Below are 19,682 nucleotides of genomic sequence, written 5' to 3' on the forward strand. Positions count from 1 at the left end.
GTTAAAGAGTACGGATTCCCGGTGTTAAGTATACCTTGTTTTACTTTTTACTAACACCCCGACCCGGTCGCGTTTTCTGTGCTCTGGTGGGGCAAAACGCGCGGTCGAACAACCACTTGCTGGCACGAGGGATGCATGGAGTGGCTATTCAGCTAAATCAGGCAAAGAAAGCCATGGGCAGCGGCCACATGACGGTATCTTCACGATATATAGTCATCCGACATATCAAAGATGGACCCGCCCACTGATCATGAGTTCAGTGCCTGACAGCCGGAGTTTCGCAAAAAGACTAGGCGGGAACGTCCCGGCCGAGCTGCGCGACGTTCTGGAGCGGCTTTTCCGGGCGGGAGACGCGGTCAGCGTCTTGGAAGTCTGTGAGACGGCGCTGGCCCATTTGGGCGTCAAAGGGTCTCTTCGTTGGGTCCCACCAGAGGCAGAGAGTGCGCCTGTGGGTCAGGGTCTGCTCAATCTCGCCATCGATCCCCAGACCCTCCATACTCTGGTACTGGAAGGAGACCTCTCTTCGGTGAGCGAAGAGACGCATGCGCTGGTCGTCTGGCTAGGGCGAATCGCGGGCATCCGTGTGCGACAACTGCACGAAACCGGGCGCCTGTACGAATCCATTTCGCGCCTTGCCATGGCCGAGCGACTGCAACGCGCCCTCTACGCCATCGCCGAACTGGCCGCCACCGCGCACAACATGACGGAGATGATGCAGTCGCTGCACGCCATCGTCGGCATGCTGATGTACGCCGAGAACTTCTTCATCTTTTTGTACGACCCAGCCAGCGACAGCGTGCGGTTTCCGTATTACGTGGACACGGCCGACGAAAAGCCGCCCGCGCCCGACGAAACCTATCCGCTGCAGGACATGCGCTACAGCTTGTCGTGGAACCTGCTGCAAAACGCGCAGCCCATCATGGGTTCGGTGGAAGAACTGTCGCGGCAGCTCGAAGGACGCTTTGCGCTGGTCGGCCCCGCCTGCGAACACTGGCTAGGCGTTCCGTTGTTGCGCGGCAACCAGGCGGTCGGCGGCATCGTCGTGCAAAGCTATCGGTCCGACACGCATTACACACACAACGATCGCGACCTTCTCAACTACGTCGCCCAACACATGCAAACCGCGTTGGAACGACGCGAAGCGCATGCGGAACTGGAACGACGTGTCGCCGATCGCACGGCCGCGCTACGCGCGACCAATCGCGTGTTGCGCCAGCAGGTGTTGCAGCGTCAACGCGGCGAGCGTCTGCAATCGGCGTTGTTCCGCATCGCGGAACTGGCGAGCGCGCCGGAAAGCCAACAAAACTTCTACGCCGCCGTGCATCGCGTGGTCGGCGGCTTGCTCTACGCGCGCAACTTTTATATCGCGCTGCTCGACGAGAACGGTCAGAACATTACGTTCCCGTATTCCGTGGACGAAATCGAACCGCCGCGCGTTTCGCGCCCGGTCGACAACGGCGCCACCGAATACGTACTTAAACACGGCAAGCCCTTGCTCGCCGACCGGCAGACTTTCGATCAACTCGCCGCCGCCGGAGAATGCGCGCAAAAAGGCGCGAAATCCGTATGCTGGCTCGGCGTTCCGTTAGTGTGGGACGACCGCGTGATGGGCGTGCTTGCGGTGCAGAGTTACTCGCCCAAACATATTTACGATGCGCGCGACCAAGAACTGCTGACCTTCGTCAGCTATCACATCGCCAATGCGTTGCAGCGCAAGCAAACCAGCGAAACGCTGAAGCAGGCGTACCTCAATTTGGAGCGGCGCGTCACCGAACGCACGCGTGCGCTCGCGCTCGCCAACCGCGATTTGCGCGAACAGATTGCGGAACGCGAACGTGTCGAACGCAGGTTGATGTATGAAACCCTGCATGATTCGTTGACGGGTTTGCCCAATCGCACGTTGCTGCTGCAGCGGCTTGGACAAGCCTTGCAGGCTTATCACGCCGAACCCGGAAAACTGTTCGCGGTGCTGTTTATCGACCTCGATCGCTTCAAGGTGATCAACGATTCCGTGGGCCACTTGATCGGCGACGATCTGCTGTTCCAGGCCGGCAGCCGTATTCGCGCGTGCCTGAAAACACGCGATTTGGTGGCGCGCTTGGGTGGCGACGAATTCGCAGTGTTGCTGGAAGGCATCAGCGATGCGAGCAAAGCGAAGGTAATCGCCGACCGCATTATCGCCGAGCTGCACGTGCCGTTCCGTCTCGGCGTGAAAGAAATTTTTACTTCCGCATCGATCGGTATCGCATTGCCCGGCGCGCATTATCAGCAACCGGAAGAACTGCTGCGCGACGCGGATGCCGCGATGTATCGCGCCAAAGACGAAGGCCGCCACCGCGCGGCTATTTTCGACGATCGCCTGCGTCGCGAAGTCTTGTCGCTATTGGAAATGGAAGGCGACTTGCGCCGCGCGCTGACGCGTAACGAATTCGTACCGTTCTATCAGCCGATCGTGTCGCTCGAAGACGGCCGCACGGTCGGATATGAAGCGCTATTGCGCTGGCGTCATCCGGAACGCGGTTTCCTGTGTCCCGGCGACTTTCTTGCCGTGGCGGAAGAAAACGGCAGCGCCGAAAGCATCGACTGGCAGATCTTCGAACAAATCGCCTCGCAAGCGAGCATGCTGGCAGGCTCCAGCGGTTTCGTCAGCCTCAACGTATCGGGCCGGCATTTCCGTCAAATCGATTTGGATGAGCGCCTGCTCAATCTGATGCGCACCCATCGCGTGAATCCGCGTTCGCTGCGCATCGAAGTGACCGAACGCACCCTGCTGGAAAATCCCGCGCAGGTGAAGCGCATGCTGGACAACTTGCGCCAGCACGGCGTGAGCATTGCGCTGGACGACTTCGGCACGGGTTATTCGTCACTGAGCTATTTGCATCAGTACCCGATCGAAACGCTGAAGATCGACCGCTCGTTTATCGTCGAACTCGCCACGGCCAACAGCGCCAGCGTGCCCGTCGTGCGCGCCATCCAGGTGTTGGCCGATTCGCTGCAAATGCAGGTGATCGCCGAGGGCATCGAAGACGAAGCGCAGCGTCAGGCGCTGCGCCACATCGGATGTCGCTTCGGTCAGGGTTTCCTGTTCGCCAGGCCGCAGCCGGCGGAAGTGTGGCTGGGCACCGCGATTTCCGCCGACTGATTTCGACGCGTCGTTCGCTTACTGCACCGTCGGCGACGCGGCGACGCCGCCACTCAACACATGCTGCGCATCGACGCGATCGAACGAATACGTGCGCGCGCAAAATTCGCACGTCACTTCGATCAGGCCGTGCTGCGCTTCCAGCGTTGCTTCGATTTCTTCGCGGCCAAGCGTACGCAACATCGCTTCCACCCGCTCGCGCGAGCAGCTGCAGCCGAAGGCCAGCGGACGCGGCTCGAACAAACGCACGGTTTCTTCGTGATAGAGGCGATAGAGCAAGTCTTCCGGCGCCGTGCTGAGCAGTTCCTCGCGACCCAAAGTCGCAGTGAGATGTTCGATGCGTGTCCACGCATCTTCATCTTCCGCGGCATCGTGACCGCCTTCGCCCGGCAACTTCTGCAGCATCAGCCCAACCGCATGCTGACCGTCGGCGGCGAGCACCAAACGCGCGGGCAATTGTTCGGACTGCAGAAAATAATTCTCCAGCGCACCGGCCAAATCGGGATGCCCCAGATCGATCAGGCCCTGATATCGCTGGCCGCGATCGGCTTGGCCGATGGTGATGGCCATGATCGCTTCCGGCAGTTCGCTCAGATGCAAGGGATCGGGCAGCGCCGCATTCCAGCGCGCAAGGCCGCGCAGACGGCCGCTATCGCTGCATTCGGCGAACAGCAAACGCAGAGCGCCGGCGCTCTTGAGCTCGATCGACAAGGAACCGTCGAATTTGATGTTGCCGGTCAGCAGCGCGCTGGCGGCCAGCGCCTCGCCAAGCAGATCCCGCAGCGGTTCCGGATATTCGGCGCGCCCGGCGACCTCGCGCCAGGCCGGTCCCAACCGCACGATGACGCCCCGGACGCCGGCGCGTTCAAGCAGAAAACGGTGGAGCACATCTTCAACAAGCACGGTTTCCACGTGTACGACCTCATACCAAGCCAAGGGACGAGACATGGGGGCTCGCCCTGGGAGGAACAATAGCTGACGCCGGCCGGCACTTATACTGCGAGGAATTTTTCAACCGTGCCGCCCATGCCGCATCTTCCGCCTTTCCGCCGTCTGCTGCGTTATCTCGGCATCATGATCCTGTCATGGCTGGCCTTGAGCTGGTTCGTGGTGCTGGTCTTGCGTTTCGTGCCGCCCTGGACGTCGGCGGTGATCATGGAACGGCATGTGGATGCGCTGATTCACGGCGAAAAAGATTTCCAGCTGCGTCATCACTGGGTGCCTTGGTCGCGGATTTCGCCGTGGGCGCCGATCGCCATGGTGGCCGGCGAGGACCAGAAATTCCCGTTCCACCACGGCTTCGATTTCGGCTCCATCGAGACGGCGATCGATGCGGCCGACGACGGCAAACGTCTGCGCGGCGCCAGCACGATCAGTCAGCAAACGGCGAAGAATCTGTTTTTGTGGAACGGCCGTAGTTTCGTGCGCAAAGGGCTGGAAGCGTATTTCACGGTGTTGCTGGAAATCACATGGCCCAAGCAGCGCATCCTTGAGGTGTACCTCAACATCGCGCAATTCGGCGATGGCGTTTACGGCGTTGGCGCGGCGAGCGAAACGTTCTTCCGCGAGTCGCCGGCGCAGCTGAGCCCCGCACAGGCCGCGCGACTGGCCGCGGTGCTACCCAACCCGGACCGCTTTCATGTGGAACGCCCCAGCGGCTACGTGATGGAGCGAGCCGCGTGGATCGAGCAGCAAATGAGCCAGCTCGGCGGCCCGGGCTACCTGCAAAGCCGACAGCCCCCACGCGATGTTCGAACGTCGCGACGGCGCTGAAGCACAAGCGCTCGCGTACCGCTTACACTTCAAACACTTTCCTGATTCTTGCCGCATCGGACCTTCTGGCATGCCGCGACTTACGGTAGTCGTACCCGCTTACAACGAATCGGCCGTGCTTGCCGCCTTCCACGCGCGCTTGTCCGGCGTATTGGACCAGCTGCCGCTGTCGTGCGATGTGCTGTACGTCGACGACGGCAGCCGCGACGACACCTGGTCGATCATGCAATCGCTCGCTGCATCCGATCCGCGCGTGGGCACGTTGAAGCTGTCGCGAAATTTCGGCAAGGAAGCGGCTTTGACGGCGGGTCTCGACCATGTCGATGCCGATGCCGCCGTGGTGATCGACGCGGATCTGCAGGATCCGCCCGAACTGATTCCGCAGTTGGTGCAACAATGGCAAGCCGGCTTCGACGTGGTCTATGCCACACGCAGCGCACGCGCAGGCGAAACCGGCTTCAAACGTTTCACCGCGGCCGCGTTCTATCGCACGATGGAAATGATGTCGGATGTCGCCGTGCCGCGCGACACCGGTGACTTCCGCCTGCTCTCGCGTCGCGCGCTCGCCGCGTTGGCGCAACTGCGCGAACGCCAGCGTTTTATGAAGGGCCTGTTTGCCTGGATCGGCTATCGTCAGACCTCGATCAGCTATATGCGCGACCCGCGCTTGGCCGGCAAAACGAAATGGAATTACTGGCGCCTCACCCAATTGGCCATCGAAGGCATTACCTCGTTTTCCAGCGCGCCACTGAAACTCGCCACGTGGACCGGCCTTGCAGCCGCGATACTGGCGTTCCTGTTCGGTTTGAAGGTATTGCTCAAAGCCCTGCTGCACGGCGATCCCGTACCGGGCTATCCGAGCTTGATGGTGGTGGTGCTTTTCCTCGGCGGCGTTCAGCTGCTGGCGCTCGGCGTGATCGGCGAATACCTGGGTCGCAATTACAACGAAACCAAACAGCGGCCGCTGTATTTCATCGAAGAAGAGCACCTGCCCGCGTCGCACGAAACGTTTCACACCCGGGAAACGCCTGAGCGCTAAACTGGCCCTTACACGGCCACTGCCACGGCCGTCGGGGAGGTCTGGATGCGTCAGGTCAAGCATTTGCTGGACAGGAAAGGCAACGACATCTTCGCCGTCGCGCCGGAAGCGCCGGTGCTGGACGCGATCAAACACATGGCCGAGCGAGGGGTCGGCGCGTTGCTGGTGATGCGTGGCGAGCAACTGGTCGGTATCGTTTCCGAACGCGACTACGCGCGTAAAGTCATTCTGCAAGGTCGATCGTCGGCGCAAACGCCTGTGTCGGACATCATGAGCAGTCCGGTGCTTTCCGTTACGCCGGATACCGATGTGTTCGATTGCATGCGCCTATGCACCGACAGCCGCGTGCGACATTTGCCGGTGCTGCACGGCACGCGCGTGATGGGCGTGATCTCGATCGGCGATCTGGTGAAGGAAGTGATTAGCGCGCAGGCCGAGCAGATCGAACAATTGCAGCGTTACATCACCAGCTAATTACTTAAGAGCGCACTGCTTCGCCGGGCGTTTGCGTCGAACTGGCTCCCTTTTCGGGAGCCAGATCCGGCGACGTGGCGGCTTTGCCGGCGATCCACGTGGCCAATGACGACGCACCGACGCCGATCAGCGCGATGCTGCCCACGCCGACGCCCAGCTTGACCAGCGCGCTGATGCCGCTGGTGAACACCACATCGCCGAATCGCCACACTGCCGTCTCGACGAAATTCTTACCCTTGTAGCGCGTTTCGCGCGGCACGCGGGTGTACAGCGCATCGCTGGCCGGCTTGGTCATGCCGTACATGAAACCGCGCGTACCGACCATCATCATCGCCAGCAGGGGAATGCCGTAACCGAACACGTTCAACTGACCATGGCCGCCGAACACCACCACGATCAGAAGGCCGAGGTTCACCACTTGCGGCAACACCAACGCCCACATCGTGCCGCGACGCATCAGCAGCCAGCGCGTCCACGTAAGTTGAAGCAGCACGCCAAGCAGATTCGTCGCCCAGTCGATATTCGCGTAGAACGCCGTACGCGCACCTGCAGCGCTCAGGTGCGCTTTGGCGTAGTCGGCGACCAGCGCATAAGCGAGCGTGCCCACGCCGTCGCCTAGCAGCATCAGAATTGCCATCCAGCGCAGGAACGGCTTCGACCAAAGCTCTCGAACGCCGGCCCACAGCGAACCGCCGACGGCTTGTTCGCCTTCGCCATGTTGCGCACGCTGCACCGATATCCGCAGCAGCAGCCACAGCGATGCGGCGAGCATGACCGCCGACACCAGCAGCAGCGGCGCGACGCCAATCAAACCCACCAGCAGACGAGTCAGCATGGGGCCGACCAGCGCACCGGCCATGCCTCCTAGGGCGATCAGCGAGAACACTTCGCGCGCACGCCGGCTGTCGAAAACATCCGCCATGAAGCTCCAGAACAGCGACACCACAAACAGGTTGAATACGCTGACCCAGACGAAGAACACCACGCCCAGCGTGCGTGCGCCGATGCGATCCTGCGCGAGAAATGCAGGAATCAAGGCGAGCAGGCACAGAATGAAAAAACTGTAGCTCCAGCCAAGCAGCGATCGTCTTGTAAAACGCGCCACCAGCGCGCCGAAGATCGGCGTCAGCACCAGCATGGCCAGAAACGTCACGGCATAGAACAACGGCAGTTGCGAGGATCCCACGGCGCCGCCCAACTGATCGCGCACCGGACGGATGATGTAGTACGCGGTCATCACAAAGAAAAATGCGAGCGCCGACACCATCGGCGTGTCGTCGTGACGGGCAGTATCGGGGGACAACGATGGCACTGGGTGGGTTCCAGCGGAAGGCCGCGCAAGACTAGCATGCTCCGCTGACGCAAGATCGCGAGAAAGGGGGATGGCATGGAGTACGACTACGTGATCGTCGGCGCCGGTTCGGCCGGATGCGTATTGGCCAATCGCTTGAGCGCTCGCGCAAGCCAACGCGTGTTGCTGCTGGAAGCCGGCGGCGCCGATTGGCACCCGTTTATCCACATGCCGGCGGGCCTTGCGCACCTGGCCAAGAATCGACGGCTGAACTGGAATTACGAAACCGAGCCGGAACCGCATTTGCTCAACCGTCGCCTTTGGTGGCCACGCGGCAAAACGCTGGGCGGCTCCAGTTCGATCAATGCGATGTGCTATGTGCGCGGCGTACCTGCCGACTACGACGCCTGGGCACAGGCTACCGACGACGAACGCTGGTCCTGGTCGCACGTATTGCCGTGGTTTCTGCACAGCGAAAACAACACACGCGGCGCGAGTGCGCTGCATGCGGTCGACGGCCCGCTGTACGTGTCAGATCTGCGCTACCGCAATGAACTTTCCGCCGCCTTGATCGACGCCGCGGTCGGCGCAGGTTTCGAACGCAACGCCGATTTCAACGGCCCCACACAAGCCGGATTCGGCTTCTACCAAGTGACGCAACGCGACGGCGCGCGCTGTTCCGCAGCGGCGGCCTACCTTCATCCAGTACGCGAAAGAACCAATCTGCAGGTCCGCACTCGTGCGTTGGTGGAACAGATCGTCATCGAACACGGACGCGTGACGGGCGTGCAACTGCGTCACGCACAGGGGAGCGAAATCGTTCGCGCCGGCAACGTCATACTCGCCGCCGGTGCGATCAATTCGCCGCAACTGTTGATGCTTTCGGGCATCGGCCCCGCCAATCATCTGCGCGAACACGGCATCTCGCCGGTCGCGCATCTACCGGGCGTCGGCGAGGGACTGCAAGACCATCTGGATATTTGCACGCTCGTCCATTGCACGCGAAACGTCACTTACGACAAGCTCAACGAACTTGCTGTGGGATGGCGTTTTCTGCGCCATCGCGATGGACCCGGCAGTTCCAACATCGCCGAGTCGGGCGGCTTCGTGCGCAGCCGCTTGGCGACGGATGCGCGCTGCGATATGCAATTTCATTTCGTGCCGGCCTTGTTGGACGATCACGGCCGTCATCGGCTTCGCGGTGTCGGTTACACGCTGCATGCCTGTTATCTGCATCCGCGCAGTCGTGGGCGGTTGCGGTTGCGATCGGCCGATCCTTCTTCGCCCATCGCGATTCACGCTGGTTACCTGAGCGATCCGGAAGGTCACGATCTCGCGCGCATGATCGAAGCGGCGAAACTGTCGCGCGAGATATTCGCCCAATCGACATTTGATCCGTATCGCGGCCGTGCGGTTTTTCCCGAATCCAACCCCGCGAGCGATGCCGAGTGGGAGGCCTTTATCCGTCGCAAGGCCGAAACCATTTACCACCCGGTCGGCACCTGCCGCATGGGTCGGGACGCGCAGGCGGTCGTCGATAGCGAATTGCGCGTTCAGGGCGTGGACGGTTTACGCGTGGTGGACGCCTCGGTGATGCCTGCCTTGACCAGCGGCAATACCAACGCACCCACCATCATGATCGCTGAACGCGCAGCCGCCCTCATGCTTGCGTGACGCGTGCATGGCGGAACATTCACGGTTGAGGCCGGTCTTTGATTAACCACGCGGCAACGCCCGTTGCCCGCATCACAGCGTTGTGACCTCGTCCGAAGTACAGGACAATTCGGGCACATCCATGGACGGCCTACCCCAGCCCATGAACCCAGGCGTGGCGCCACGCCCGATAGAAGCGGAGCAGTATGATCCGTACGTTTTCCCCGTTGATCGCCGGTTTGCTCGGCATCACTGCGACACTGACGTCCGCTTTCGCGACGCCGGCAACCTCGACGAGTACGCAACCGTCGGCGGACGTCCATCCGCTGCGGCAAGATGCGACCGATTTGAACGCCACTTCCACACTTCCGCCCGAACGCGTCAAGGCGGCGCTGGATGCGTACTCGCATTGGTTGGACGTGGTCGCGCAACGCAATGAAGTCGCCGGCATGGCGACCGCGGTCGTGCAAGACAACAAAGTAGTTTTCGAACGCACCCTCGGCTATGCGGATACATCGACGCAAGAACCGATCACTCCGGCAACCGTGTTTCGGCTTGCCTCGCTCTCCAAGGCGTTCGCCACCGCCGTTACGGGCTTGCTGATCGACGATGGGCGCTTCACCTGGGACACCAAACTCGCCGACGCGCTACCGTTCTTCCAATTGAAGAATGCGCAGGCGTCCAGCCAGGCGACGGTCAGGGACATTCTCGGGCAGCGCATTGGGCTTCCGCACAACACGTACGATCAGATGCTGGAAGACAATGTTCCTTATGAGGAACTCGTGCGCAAACTCGACGAGGTGACGCTCACCTGCAACGTAGGCGAATGCTACGGCTACCAGAACGTCGCCTTCAGTTTGATCGGCGATTTGATCTATGCCGAAACCGGCGACTTCTTCTATCACCAAGTCGACAAGCGGATCTTTTTTCCGCTCGGCATGACCACCGCCAGTTACGGACGCGAAGCGCTGGAAAGCAGCAAGAGCTGGGCGCGGCCGCATCGTCAGCGCGGCGCGCACGCCTGGGAACCGTTCGATCCGAAGGAAGCGTATTACCGCGTCGCGCCGGCGGCAGGCGTCAACGCGAGTCTGCGCGATATGGAGCAATGGTTGATCGCGCAGATGGGTGGACGCCCCGATGTGCTGTCGCAACCGCTGCTCGATGTGCTGCACGCGCCAGGCGTACCGACGCCGGCCGAAACGCACGGCACGCCGTGGCGGCATGCGCGCCTGACCTCCGCCAGCTACGGTCTCGGCTGGCGCGTGTTCACCTATGGCGGCGAGACGATGATCTTCCACGCCGGCGCGGTCGAGGGTTATCGCACGATGATCGCGTTCTTTCCGAAGTATCACGTCGGCATGGTGTCGATGTGGAACTCCTCCGGCTCCGTTGGCACCGACCTGATGCCGATGGTATTCGACGCCATGCTCGGTCTGCCGCACGTGGACTGGGCCGGTGTGGAAAGCGATCCTCCCGCCAACCACGCATCGCCGCGCCGGCATCGTCATCGCGGAAGCTGATCCGACCTTTCGCGTGCTTGCGCGGACCGCCTAAAAGCGAAGAGGCGAAACCCTAGGGTCCGCCTCTTCGTCTCTTCCAGTATCGGCAGAACGCTTACTGCGAACTGCTCAGCTTGAACTCGATACGCTTCTGCTGCTGCGCGGCGATCGCGGCGCCGTCGCGCATCGCGGGCGAGAACTTCGCGCGGCGGATCGCATCGATGGCGGCGCTGTCGAACACGTGCCGCGGTTCGGCGCTGACCACCGTGATGTTGGACACGCTGCCGTCCGAATTCACCATGTACTGCACATCCACCCAACCTTCCTGGTTGTTGCGAAGCGCGGCGGTCGGATAGCGCGGACGAATGGTGGAGATCGGTATTGCATCGCGCGTTTCACCACCGCCGCCGCCAGCAGCGGGGGTCGTGGCGGCCACATCGGAGGTTGCGGCAGCTTTTCTGGCTTCGTCTTGCTTGATCTTCTCCTGCTGCGCAACCTGAGCGGCTTGCTGCTGCGCCGCCTTGTCGGACGCCGCCTTGTCGGCGAGCGCCTTGTCAGACGCAGCCTTATCGGCCGCCGCCTTCTGCGCCGCAAGTTCCGCCTGATGCTGTTGGTCGAGCTGCTTCTGCTGCTGCTCGTCGAGCGTCTTGCGCTGCGCGTCGAGCTTGGAGCGCAAGATCGTCAACGTGTAGTTGGTGGGATCGACCTTCGACAGCAAGTCGATCTCGCGATCGGCTTCGCTGAATTGGCGCTGGTTGATCGCCTGCTCCACGTTGCTCGCCGCAAACGGGAACGTTTCGCGCAGCGCGTCCGCCGCGACCTGATTGCCTGGTTGCTTCTGCAACACCTTGAGATAGAACTCGAAGGCGTTGTTGCCGGCCGGCGCAATCACGCGCTGCTGGTTCATCGCGCTGCGGGCTTCGGTCAGAAGATCGTTAAGGCTCATCGCCTCCACATTGACCGGCGCCGCCTGTTGGCTAACGGCGACGGGCGTGGACGGATGTCCGCCCTGATCGACGCTCACCATGTCCTCATGCGGCTTGATGATGAGGAACCATGACAGAACGGCCAAGATTCCAACGACGACAAGAATCGCGATGGTGACGGGCTTAATCGCCCCGCGCGCACGCGAGCGCGCATAACGCATGTTATTTCGGGTATCCATGATTTCTCACTAACTGCGTGGCATCAGATACCCGCGCTTCCCCCCTGTTATCCAGGAGCGGCTTTCCCCCAAGGTTCGCCGCGGCGCGGATGGATCAAAGGTATCGCGATTGGGTCGACACGGCAAATGTGGGGTGGTTCACGGAAGTTTGAGGCCTGAGCGGGCGGGTCGCCGGTGCCGGCGGGGGCTCACTAAAAGGTCGCACTCATTCTCTTATTCCGGAGCGAGAGAGCCCGTACCTATGCTCATTTTCCGGGGCGGAAAATGAAGGACGAAAAATGCAGCCCCCAAAATGAAGCGTCCCGGCACATGGCCGGGACGAAACGCTTTTCGAAGCACCTCCCCGCGCTGGGCACCGCAGGGAGACAAATCGATAGAACGTCTAATTGTTATGCTTACTTCTTGGCCTTGGAGGTCTTGGTAGCCTTCACAACCTTGGCAGCAGCAGCCTTCTTGGCAGTGCGCTTACGCGTTGCCTTCTTGGCGGTTTTCTTTGCACCAACGCGCTTGGCGCTGGCCTTCTTCGCGCCTACGCGCTTTGCTGCCTTCTTGGCAGTCTTGCGCACGGTGCGCTTCTTAGCGGTGGCCTTCTTGGCGACCGGCCGCTTAGCGGCGGCTTTACGGGTGGATTTCTTGGCAGCTTTCTTAGCCGATTTCCTAGCAGTTTTCTTGGCAGTGGCCATAGTTCGTCTTAGCTCCTCATCAGTTGGCAGTGGTTGCCCAGTAAAAGCGTGGAGGAACGCCTCAACCAGCAAATCGCTGTTCGTGGCGTGCCTCAAATTGTTGACCTGTCGGTAAGTGCGGAGGTCCGACAAGAGTCGCAATACGTGCATTGGGATCGATACAGTGATCTTTCTCACCGCGCCGGATTTTTCGCCGTGCTCTATGTATGGCTTGATGAATTTCGATGCCACCATTGTTACCGTTCCCCGTTATATGGTGCGAAAGCTATTCCTGAACATTTCAACTGTCAATTGATTTTTGCCATGAAATCAATCTCTTCGACCTGAAGCCCCACCGATGACACGGGTCCGCGAGGAGATTTTTTCATTGCAAATTTCATTGCCGATACGACTAAATGCATTCAAGGAATCGGTTTCGTTGATTTTTAAAAAAGGCCAAAAACAAGCTAAAAACAGCGATTTTTCTCATTCGCCTTGATACACGCATATGCGTAATGCAATGCGCATCGCAACGCCGCGCAACCGCTCGCTCCGACCGCCTGATAGGGGTCATTCGGAGCATGAACGAATTTAGACCGGAACGTGCCGCGACGGACGCCAAAAGTCGTCCCGAACACCCCGAACACCCTCGATGCACACCTGAGCGACGCGCCGCCGACCAACTTCAACAGACGATCGATGCGCATCCGAGCGACGTCCGTCATCCATTTTTTTCTTGGTGCACGCGACGTCGATTTTTTGTTTTTCGCTCGGTGCGAGAACCGTCGATACGATAACGGCCGCCAAGGCGGCCGTTATCCAAAGCGAGCGGATCGAGCGTCAGTGATCTTCGTTTTCGATCAGTTCGGCATAGGCATCGGCGTCGAGCAGTTCGTTCAGTTCGGCGCGATCGCTGGCCTTTACCACGAACAACCAACCGTCGCCGTAAGCGTCTTCGTTGATGGTTTCGGGCTTGTCGCTGAGGATCTCGTTGACCTCAACCACCTCGCCGGATACCGGCGAATAGATGTCGGAAGCGGCCTTGACCGATTCCACCGTCGCGGCGCTGGTGCCGGCCTGCACGCTGGCGCCGATTTCCGGCAATTCGACGTACACCAGGTCGCCGAGCTGCTCTTGCGCATGGTTGGAGATACCCACGCGAATCAACCCATTGTCTTCGACACGGGCCCACTCGTGGGACTTGAGGAATTTCAGATCGCCGGGAATCTCGCTCGCGCTCATGGTCGGGTCCAGTCGTTAATGTCGATCAAAGGTTGGAGAAACAAATTCTAACTGCGTACGTCGTGCGATGGGACACCCTAGGCGTACGCCGTGTGTCCCAGCACCCGATGGTTAGATACCTTCGCAGGCTTTGCCGTCGCGCACAAACGGAAACTTCACGATGCGCACCGGCACTTCACGTCCACGAATATCGACGCGCACATCCCCGGTCACGCCCGACGGAATGCGCGCGAAGGCCACCGACTTATTCAGCGTCGGTGCGAAGCCGCCGGAAAGAATTTCGCCGTCGCCTTGCGGGGTCAGCACTTTCTGACCGTGACGCAGTACGCCTTTGTCATCCAGCACCAATCCGACCATCGCGTGCGGCACGCCATGCGCTTTTTGCGCTTCCAGCGCCTTGCGGCCAATGAAGTCGCGTCCTTCGTCGAGCGCGATGGTCCAGGCCAGCGCGGCCTCCCACGGCGTCACGTTTTCGTCCATGTCCTGGCCATAGAGATTCATGCCGGCTTCCAGGCGCAGCGTGTCGCGCGCACCCAATCCGCACGGCGCGACGCCGGCGGCCGACAATGCATTCCACAAGGCGACAGCCTGGTCTTCGGGCACGATGATCTCGAAACCGTCTTCGCCCGTGTAACCGGTGCGCGCCACGAACAACGGCACGCCGTGCGGACCTTGCGCGGCGGCGGCGGCAAAACGGCCGAGCTTTTCGATGCGCGCCCGATCCACTTCGTGCAACAGCGCGATGAGCTTGGCGCGCGCGTTGGGACCTTGCACGGCGATCATGGCGAAGTCGGGACGCTCCTGCACAGCGACGTTGAACGCTTTTGCCTGCTGCTCGATCCACGCCAGATCTTTGTCGCGCGTGGCGGCGTTGACCACCAGCCGGAAAAATTCGTCACCGAGGAAATAGACGATGAGGTCGTCGATCACCCCGCCCTGCTCGTTAAGCATGCACGAATACAACGCCTTGCCCTGCACCTTGAGCTTGTCGACGCTGTTGGCCAGCAGGTGACGCAGGAAGTCGCGCGTGCGTGCGCCGTGCAGGTCGACCACCGTCATATGCGACACGTCGAACATGCCCGCATCGCGGCGCACGGCATGATGCTCTTCGATCTGCGAGCCGTAGCTGATCGGCATGTCCCAGCCACCGAAATCGACCATGCGCGCACCGAGTTCGCGATGGGTAGCGTTGAGTACGGTCTTCTGGGTCATTGCAGGCCTGCGAAAGTAAGGGGGAGACGAAGGGACCCCGCATTATCTCCGCCGCAGCGCATCAATCCAAGTTGCAGGGCGTCATGGACGGATCAATCGGAAGGTCAGATTCATGCGCATCCCGATCACGACGGCGTTTTTCGGCACATCGTGCTGGTAGTGACGCTGCGTATCGCCGGCCATGCAAAGCAGGCTGCCGTGCGATAGCGGCAAGCCGACCGGGTCGACACGGTGTCCACGGGGGACACGACGACGGAAGCGGAAGCGTCGCTCCGCACCGAGGCTCAACGAGGCGATTACCGGCTGCGATCCGAGTTCGGGCTCGTCGTCGCTATGCCAGCCCATCGAGTCCTGGCCGCCGCGATAAAGATTGGCCAGCACGCTGTTAAAACGCGCGCCGCAGGCGTTCTCCAAACGTCCACGCAGCGCATGCAACGACGGCGTCCAAGGCCTGGGTTCGAAGCGCGTGCGCGAATACGAATACGTCGCGTCGGGATCGCCGATCCAACAACTCAGTCGCGGCGCGTCCACGTCGCGCCCGAAGATGCGCAGACGATGTTGTTCCCAGGGGATTTCTTCCCATAAACGCGCGAGCAACGCATCGGCTTCGTCATGATCGAGCCACGTCGCCGCGTAGCGTACATCGGCATCGAGCAGCGGCAAGCGCTGCCAGGTATCGCCGATCCAATCAGCCATCGTCGCGCCTATAGGTGTACACCTGCGCCGGCGGCAGATTGCGCCATACCATGCCCACACGGTTGCAACGCAACCGCAGTTGCCGACACACACGCTCATCCAGCGGGCTGCGCCAACCGTAGGTGTATTGCACGAAAACGCCGCCGGGTCGAAGCACGGCGAACGCGGCGGAAAGGATATCGTGCTGAAGCTCCGGCGGCATGTTCAGCAAACCGAGACTGCTGAGAATGGCGTCCGCGCCTTCCGGCGCCAGCACGCCGGTGCGTCGCGCAAGTTCGTTGACGTGTCGCGCATCCGCGCAAAGCACATGCGCCTGCGGAAACCGTCGACGCAGGATGCCGTGCAAGGTGGCATTCATCTCCAGCACCAACAATTGCGCGGCCGAAACGCCGTGCTGCAATAGCGCTTCCGTGATCACGCCGGTACCGGCGCCCAGTTCGATCACACAGTCCGCCTGCGCAGGCATCGCGGCCACCATCATGCGCGCCAAGGGACGGCCAGACGGCAGCACCGAGGCCATTTCCAGCGGATGCTTGATCCATTCGCGAAAAAACGTGAGTTGTTGCGTATACGCGGTCATAAGGGGATATGTGGACGTTTTTCCCAACTTTACCCGGCGTACCGTAACAAAACGTTGTCAAGTCACGGGTTCGTCAAGCCCGCGTCAAGGGATGATGGGGTAATCGGGTGTGACGTCCAGCGTGGCCGACCAGACGGCCGCCAACTCAAGCAAGCGCAAATCCGAACCGCGTGCGCCCACCAACTGCATGCCGATCGGCAGTCCATTGGGCAGCGTGCCCATCGGAATGCTTACCGCTGGACATCCCGCAAGGTTCGCGAAGCTGGTGAGATCGGCCTGCGTATCGGGCACCGGTCCGTCGAGCGGGAACGCGCCTTGCGGGGTGGTGGGCATCACCAGCACATCGATCTGTGCGAAGAGTCTGCGCATCTTCAACGTGGCCGCGTCGAGCACGCGATCGGCCTCGGCGTAATCGGCGGCCGTTTTGCGCGCGGCGTAGTCGAGCATGCGACGAAACGACGACGACACCGGATGTTGCGTGTTGGCAAGTTGCGCGCTGAACGTGCCGAGCATTTCCGATTCCATCAACAGCAAACCGGCACGACGCGCACGCGCGAAATGCCAATCGTCGAAATCGACGGTGCGGCATTCGCCCAGTTCGCGATCGAGCTTTTGCAGCGCAGCCTCGAAGACATCGATCACATCCTGTTGTACGCCGAGCGCAGCAAGATTGGGCAACACACCGCAGCGCAATTTGCCCGGCTCCCAATCCGGCAGCGACAACGCGACGCGACGACGGCGCGACCGCGCATCTTCCGCGTCGTAGCCGGCCAACACTTGCAGCAACACGGTGAGATCGTCGACACCGCGCGCAATCAAGCCGACGGCATCCAGACGACGCGCCGCCGGCGCCATGCCGCGCGCTGAAATTTCGCCTTGCGTGGGCTTCAATGCAAACACGCCGCAATAGCTGGCCGGGATGCGAATCGAACCCAAGCTGTCCGAACCGATCGCCGCCACCGCAAGACCCGAAGCGACAGCCGCCGCCGCGCCGCCCGACGATCCACCCGCCGTATAACCGTTACGAAACGGATTGTGCGTCGGCCCGGTATGCGGATTGTTGGTCACGGCGCCGAGCGCGCCTTCATCCATATTGGTTTTGCCGGCGAGCACCGCGCCCGACGCGCGCAAGCGCGCCACCACATGCGCGTCTTGTTCGGCGGGCTGCTCGGAACTTGGCATGCCCGAGCGCGTAGGCCAGCCAGCGATGTCGAAGTTATCTTTGATCGCAATCGGCACGCCGTCCAACCGACCGATCACGCCATCGCGCCGTCGCAGTTCGGCCATGCGCGCCTGCTCGGTGAACAACACCGGACTGACGTCGACATACGCATTGATCTGCGGATTGATGCGATCGATGGCGCCGAGATAGACCTCAGCCAGCTTCCCCGGCTGCGTTCGACCGGCGGCCAACCAGTGCAATATCTGGCAGAGCGTGGCGCGGCGCAGGTCGATATCGGCAATCGGCGGTAGAGAACTCATGCACGCTCCGGCGCGGGTTAAATGCGGTTATTTCCCCTACGGTCGCCGGTCCACGTACACACAAGTTTGCCGCGCAGTAGGCGAACCCGGAGAATACCGTCCGGACCGCCCCCAGAACCACCATGCGGCCTCTTCACACCCACCACCCCACCGGAGCCCAACCCCATGACCGAACGCGAGACGATGGAATATGACGTGATCGTCGTCGGTGCGGGCCCGGCCGGCCTCTCGTTCGCGATCCGTCTGAAACAGCTCAAGCCGGACGTGACGGTGTGCGTGATCGAAAAGGCATCCACCATCGGCGCGCAGATTCTCTCTGGCGCCGTGATCGAACCGCAGCCGCTGGACGCCCTGCTGCCCGGCTGGCGCGACAATCCGCCGCCGATCTGCGTGCCTGCGACCGAAGACGAATTCTGGCTGCTGAACAAAACCGGCGGACGCAAGCTGCCGGTGCCGCCAGGCATGCACAACCGTGGCAACGTGATCGTATCGTTGGGCGCGCTGTGCGCGTGGTTGGCGCCGCAGGCCGAAGCGTTGGGCGTGGACGTCTTCCCCGGCTTCGCCGCCGCCGACACTATTTATAACGAAGACGGCTCCGTGGCGGGCGTGCGCATCGGCGACATGGGCGTGGCCAAAGACGGTTCGCACAAGCCCGGTTACACGCAAGGCATCGATATCAAAGCCAAGGTCACCGTGCTCGCCGAAGGCGCGCGCGGCAGCCTCACCAAGCAACTCATCAAGCGTTTCTCGCTCGACAAAAGCAGCGATCCGCAAGGCTATTCGATCGGCATCAAGGAACTCTGGCAGGTGCCCGCGGGGCGCGTAACGCCCGGAAAAATATTCCACAGCTTTGGCTGGCCGGCTGACACGCACACCTATGGCGGCGCGTTCCTTTATCACTTGGACAAAGATCGCATCGCGCTGGGTTACGTCAGCGGACTGGACTACAGCGATCCGAATTATCAGCCGTGGGAAGCCTTCCAGCAGTGGAAGAATCATCCGCTGATCAAACCGCTGCTTGAAGGCGGCACCATTCTCTCCGCCGGCGCGCGCGCCATCGTCACCGGCGGTTATCAATCGCTGCCCAACGTCGAGATGCCCGGCGCGCTGTTGATCGGCGACACCGCCGGCCTGCTCAACGTGCCCAAGATCAAAGGCACGCACCAGGCGATCAAGAGCGGCATGCTCGCCGCCGAACATCTCGCTGCGAACGATCTCAAGCCCGCCGGCTTCGACGCAAAACTGCGCGACTCCGACGTGATGGCCGAATTGAAGAAAGTGCGCAACGTCAAGCCTGGTTTCAAGAAGGGTTTGTGGCGCGGCATGTTCAACGCGGCCTGGGAAACCATCACCGCCGGCAAATCGCCCTGGACGCTGAAGAACAAACCCGACTGGAATTCGCTGCACAAACTCGGCCAGTTCGAAGAACCCAAACGCGACTACGTGCAACGCGAACTGCCACCACGCGATCGCTTGGCCGGCGTGTACTTCGCCGCCACCGAACACGACGAAGATCAGCCGATTCATCTGCACGTTTCCGATACGTCGGTATGCGTGACGAAATGCGCGCAGGAATACGGCAATCCTTGCACGCGTTTCTGCCCTGCCAACGTTTACGAAATCGTCAACGATGAATCGGGCAAGCGTTTGCAGATCAATGCCGCCAACTGCGTGCACTGCAAAACCTGCGACATCAAAGACCCGTACCAAATCATCAACTGGGTGACGCCGGAAGGCGGATCGGGCCCGAATTACCAGAATCTGTAATCCAG

The 19,682-nt window shown here is 61.2% G+C and carries 16 protein-coding genes; 7 read left to right on the forward strand and 9 right to left on the reverse strand.

Annotated features, from left to right (window positions below; translation table 11 throughout):
* Positions 1-313: 313 nt before the first annotated feature.
* Positions 314-3,142: an EAL domain-containing protein gene (locus tag L0U79_RS18670; protein WP_233843948.1), complete on the forward strand. Its 2,829-nt coding sequence runs from the start codon at positions 314-316 to the stop codon at positions 3,140-3,142.
* A gap of 18 nt (positions 3,143-3,160) precedes the next feature.
* Here L0U79_RS18670 and L0U79_RS18675 read toward each other — a convergent pair whose 3' ends face one another.
* Positions 3,161-4,054, reverse strand: coding sequence for an Hsp33 family molecular chaperone HslO (locus L0U79_RS18675; protein ID WP_233843949.1), 894 nt, complete (start codon positions 4,052-4,054; stop codon positions 3,161-3,163).
* A gap of 114 nt (positions 4,055-4,168) precedes the next feature.
* Between L0U79_RS18675 and mtgA the strand changes: the two genes are divergently transcribed.
* The 3 genes from mtgA (at position 4,169) to L0U79_RS18690 (ending at position 6,428) form a co-directional block, all read left to right on the forward strand.
* The gene (mtgA, locus tag L0U79_RS18680) at positions 4,169-4,915 is read left to right on the forward strand and encodes a monofunctional biosynthetic peptidoglycan transglycosylase (protein ID WP_233843725.1); all 747 of its coding nucleotides are present in this window, start codon (positions 4,169-4,171) and stop codon (positions 4,913-4,915) included.
* A gap of 70 nt (positions 4,916-4,985) precedes the next feature.
* Complete coding sequence (locus tag L0U79_RS18685) at positions 4,986-5,954, forward strand: glycosyltransferase family 2 protein (protein WP_233843726.1); 969 nt, start codon at positions 4,986-4,988, stop codon at positions 5,952-5,954.
* A gap of 45 nt (positions 5,955-5,999) precedes the next feature.
* On the forward strand, positions 6,000-6,428 hold the full coding sequence (locus L0U79_RS18690; RefSeq protein ID WP_233843727.1) for a CBS domain-containing protein: 429 nt from the start codon (positions 6,000-6,002) through the stop codon (positions 6,426-6,428).
* Between the two features lie 4 nt (positions 6,429-6,432).
* Here the strand turns inward: L0U79_RS18690 and L0U79_RS18695 are convergent, their stop codons facing one another.
* The gene (locus L0U79_RS18695) at positions 6,433-7,695 is read right to left on the reverse strand and encodes an MFS transporter (RefSeq protein WP_233843950.1); all 1,263 of its coding nucleotides are present in this window, start codon (positions 7,693-7,695) and stop codon (positions 6,433-6,435) included.
* Positions 7,696-7,815: 120 nt separating this feature from the next.
* Here L0U79_RS18695 and L0U79_RS18700 point away from each other — a divergent pair, with 120 nt between their 5' ends.
* Together L0U79_RS18700 and L0U79_RS18705 are read left to right on the forward strand one after the other, a co-directional pair.
* Positions 7,816-9,393, forward strand: a complete 1,578-nt coding sequence (locus tag L0U79_RS18700) for a choline dehydrogenase (RefSeq protein ID WP_233843728.1) — start codon at positions 7,816-7,818, stop codon at positions 9,391-9,393.
* Positions 9,394-9,578: 185 nt separating this feature from the next.
* Positions 9,579-10,892, forward strand: coding sequence for a serine hydrolase domain-containing protein (locus L0U79_RS18705; protein ID WP_233843729.1), 1,314 nt, complete (start codon positions 9,579-9,581; stop codon positions 10,890-10,892).
* A gap of 94 nt (positions 10,893-10,986) precedes the next feature.
* On the opposite strand, the gene L0U79_RS18710 is transcribed toward L0U79_RS18705, so the two are convergent.
* From L0U79_RS18710 to L0U79_RS18740, 7 genes are all read right to left on the reverse strand, one after another.
* A complete protein-coding gene (locus L0U79_RS18710; protein ID WP_233843730.1) occupies positions 10,987-12,036 on the reverse strand; it encodes an energy transducer TonB in 1,050 nt (349 codons plus the stop codon).
* Positions 12,037-12,431: 395 nt separating this feature from the next.
* Positions 12,432-12,953: a met regulon transcriptional regulator MetJ gene (gene metJ / locus L0U79_RS19335; RefSeq protein ID WP_345778446.1), complete on the reverse strand. Its 522-nt coding sequence runs from the start codon at positions 12,951-12,953 to the stop codon at positions 12,432-12,434.
* A gap of 585 nt (positions 12,954-13,538) precedes the next feature.
* The gene (gene gcvH, locus L0U79_RS18720; protein ID WP_233843731.1) at positions 13,539-13,940 is read right to left on the reverse strand and encodes a glycine cleavage system protein GcvH; all 402 of its coding nucleotides are present in this window, start codon (positions 13,938-13,940) and stop codon (positions 13,539-13,541) included.
* 111 nt (positions 13,941-14,051) lie between these two features.
* The gene (gcvT, locus tag L0U79_RS18725; RefSeq protein WP_233843732.1) at positions 14,052-15,152 is read right to left on the reverse strand and encodes a glycine cleavage system aminomethyltransferase GcvT; all 1,101 of its coding nucleotides are present in this window, start codon (positions 15,150-15,152) and stop codon (positions 14,052-14,054) included.
* Positions 15,153-15,233: 81 nt separating this feature from the next.
* Positions 15,234-15,848, reverse strand: a complete 615-nt coding sequence (locus L0U79_RS18730; RefSeq protein ID WP_233843733.1) for an alpha-ketoglutarate-dependent dioxygenase AlkB — start codon at positions 15,846-15,848, stop codon at positions 15,234-15,236.
* Positions 15,841-16,428: a methyltransferase domain-containing protein gene (locus L0U79_RS18735; protein ID WP_233843734.1), complete on the reverse strand. Its 588-nt coding sequence runs from the start codon at positions 16,426-16,428 to the stop codon at positions 15,841-15,843. The genes L0U79_RS18730 and L0U79_RS18735 overlap by 8 nt, the downstream gene beginning before the upstream one ends.
* Positions 16,429-16,512: 84 nt before the next feature.
* Positions 16,513-17,910 (reverse strand): amidase, encoded by a 1,398-nt coding sequence (locus L0U79_RS18740; RefSeq protein WP_233843735.1) that lies wholly within the window; start codon positions 17,908-17,910, stop codon positions 16,513-16,515.
* Between the two features lie 165 nt (positions 17,911-18,075).
* On the opposite strand from L0U79_RS18740, the gene L0U79_RS18745 reads away from it, so the two are divergent.
* Positions 18,076-19,677 carry an electron transfer flavoprotein-ubiquinone oxidoreductase gene (locus L0U79_RS18745; protein ID WP_233843736.1) on the forward strand — a complete coding sequence of 534 codons (1,602 nt, stop codon included), beginning with the start codon at positions 18,076-18,078 and terminating at the stop codon, positions 19,675-19,677.
* Positions 19,678-19,682 lie beyond the last annotated feature (5 nt).

It is taken from the genome of Dyella sp. 2HG41-7 (assembly GCF_021390675.1).
Classification (GTDB): Bacteria; Pseudomonadota; Gammaproteobacteria; order Xanthomonadales; family Rhodanobacteraceae; genus Dyella_B.

Excerpts from the sequence above, each read along its gene's own strand:
- L0U79_RS18705 (WP_233843729.1), top strand. The coding sequence starts at position 9,579 with ATGATCCGTACGTTTTCCCCGTTGATCGCCGGTTTGCTCGGCATCACT.
- gcvT (WP_233843732.1), bottom strand. The coding sequence starts at position 15,152 with ATGACCCAGAAGACCGTACTCAACGCTACCCATCGCGAACTCGGTGCG.
- L0U79_RS18735 (WP_233843734.1), bottom strand. The coding sequence starts at position 16,428 with ATGACCGCGTATACGCAACAACTCACGTTTTTTCGCGAATGGATCAAG.
- L0U79_RS18685 (WP_233843726.1), top strand. The coding sequence starts at position 4,986 with ATGCCGCGACTTACGGTAGTCGTACCCGCTTACAACGAATCGGCCGTG.
- L0U79_RS18695 (WP_233843950.1), bottom strand. The coding sequence starts at position 7,695 with ATGGTGTCGGCGCTCGCATTTTTCTTTGTGATGACCGCGTACTACATC.
- L0U79_RS18710 (WP_233843730.1), bottom strand. The coding sequence starts at position 12,036 with ATGGATACCCGAAATAACATGCGTTATGCGCGCTCGCGTGCGCGCGGG.
- L0U79_RS18745 (WP_233843736.1), top strand. The coding sequence starts at position 18,076 with ATGACCGAACGCGAGACGATGGAATATGACGTGATCGTCGTCGGTGCG.
- metJ (WP_345778446.1), bottom strand. The coding sequence starts at position 12,953 with ATGGTGGCATCGAAATTCATCAAGCCATACATAGAGCACGGCGAAAAA.
- L0U79_RS18690 (WP_233843727.1), top strand. The coding sequence starts at position 6,000 with ATGCGTCAGGTCAAGCATTTGCTGGACAGGAAAGGCAACGACATCTTC.
- mtgA (WP_233843725.1), top strand. The coding sequence starts at position 4,169 with ATGCCGCATCTTCCGCCTTTCCGCCGTCTGCTGCGTTATCTCGGCATC.
- L0U79_RS18730 (WP_233843733.1), bottom strand. The coding sequence starts at position 15,848 with ATGGCTGATTGGATCGGCGATACCTGGCAGCGCTTGCCGCTGCTCGAT.
- gcvH (WP_233843731.1), bottom strand. The coding sequence starts at position 13,940 with ATGAGCGCGAGCGAGATTCCCGGCGATCTGAAATTCCTCAAGTCCCAC.
- L0U79_RS18700 (WP_233843728.1), top strand. The coding sequence starts at position 7,816 with ATGGAGTACGACTACGTGATCGTCGGCGCCGGTTCGGCCGGATGCGTA.
- L0U79_RS18740 (WP_233843735.1), bottom strand. The coding sequence starts at position 17,910 with ATGAGTTCTCTACCGCCGATTGCCGATATCGACCTGCGCCGCGCCACG.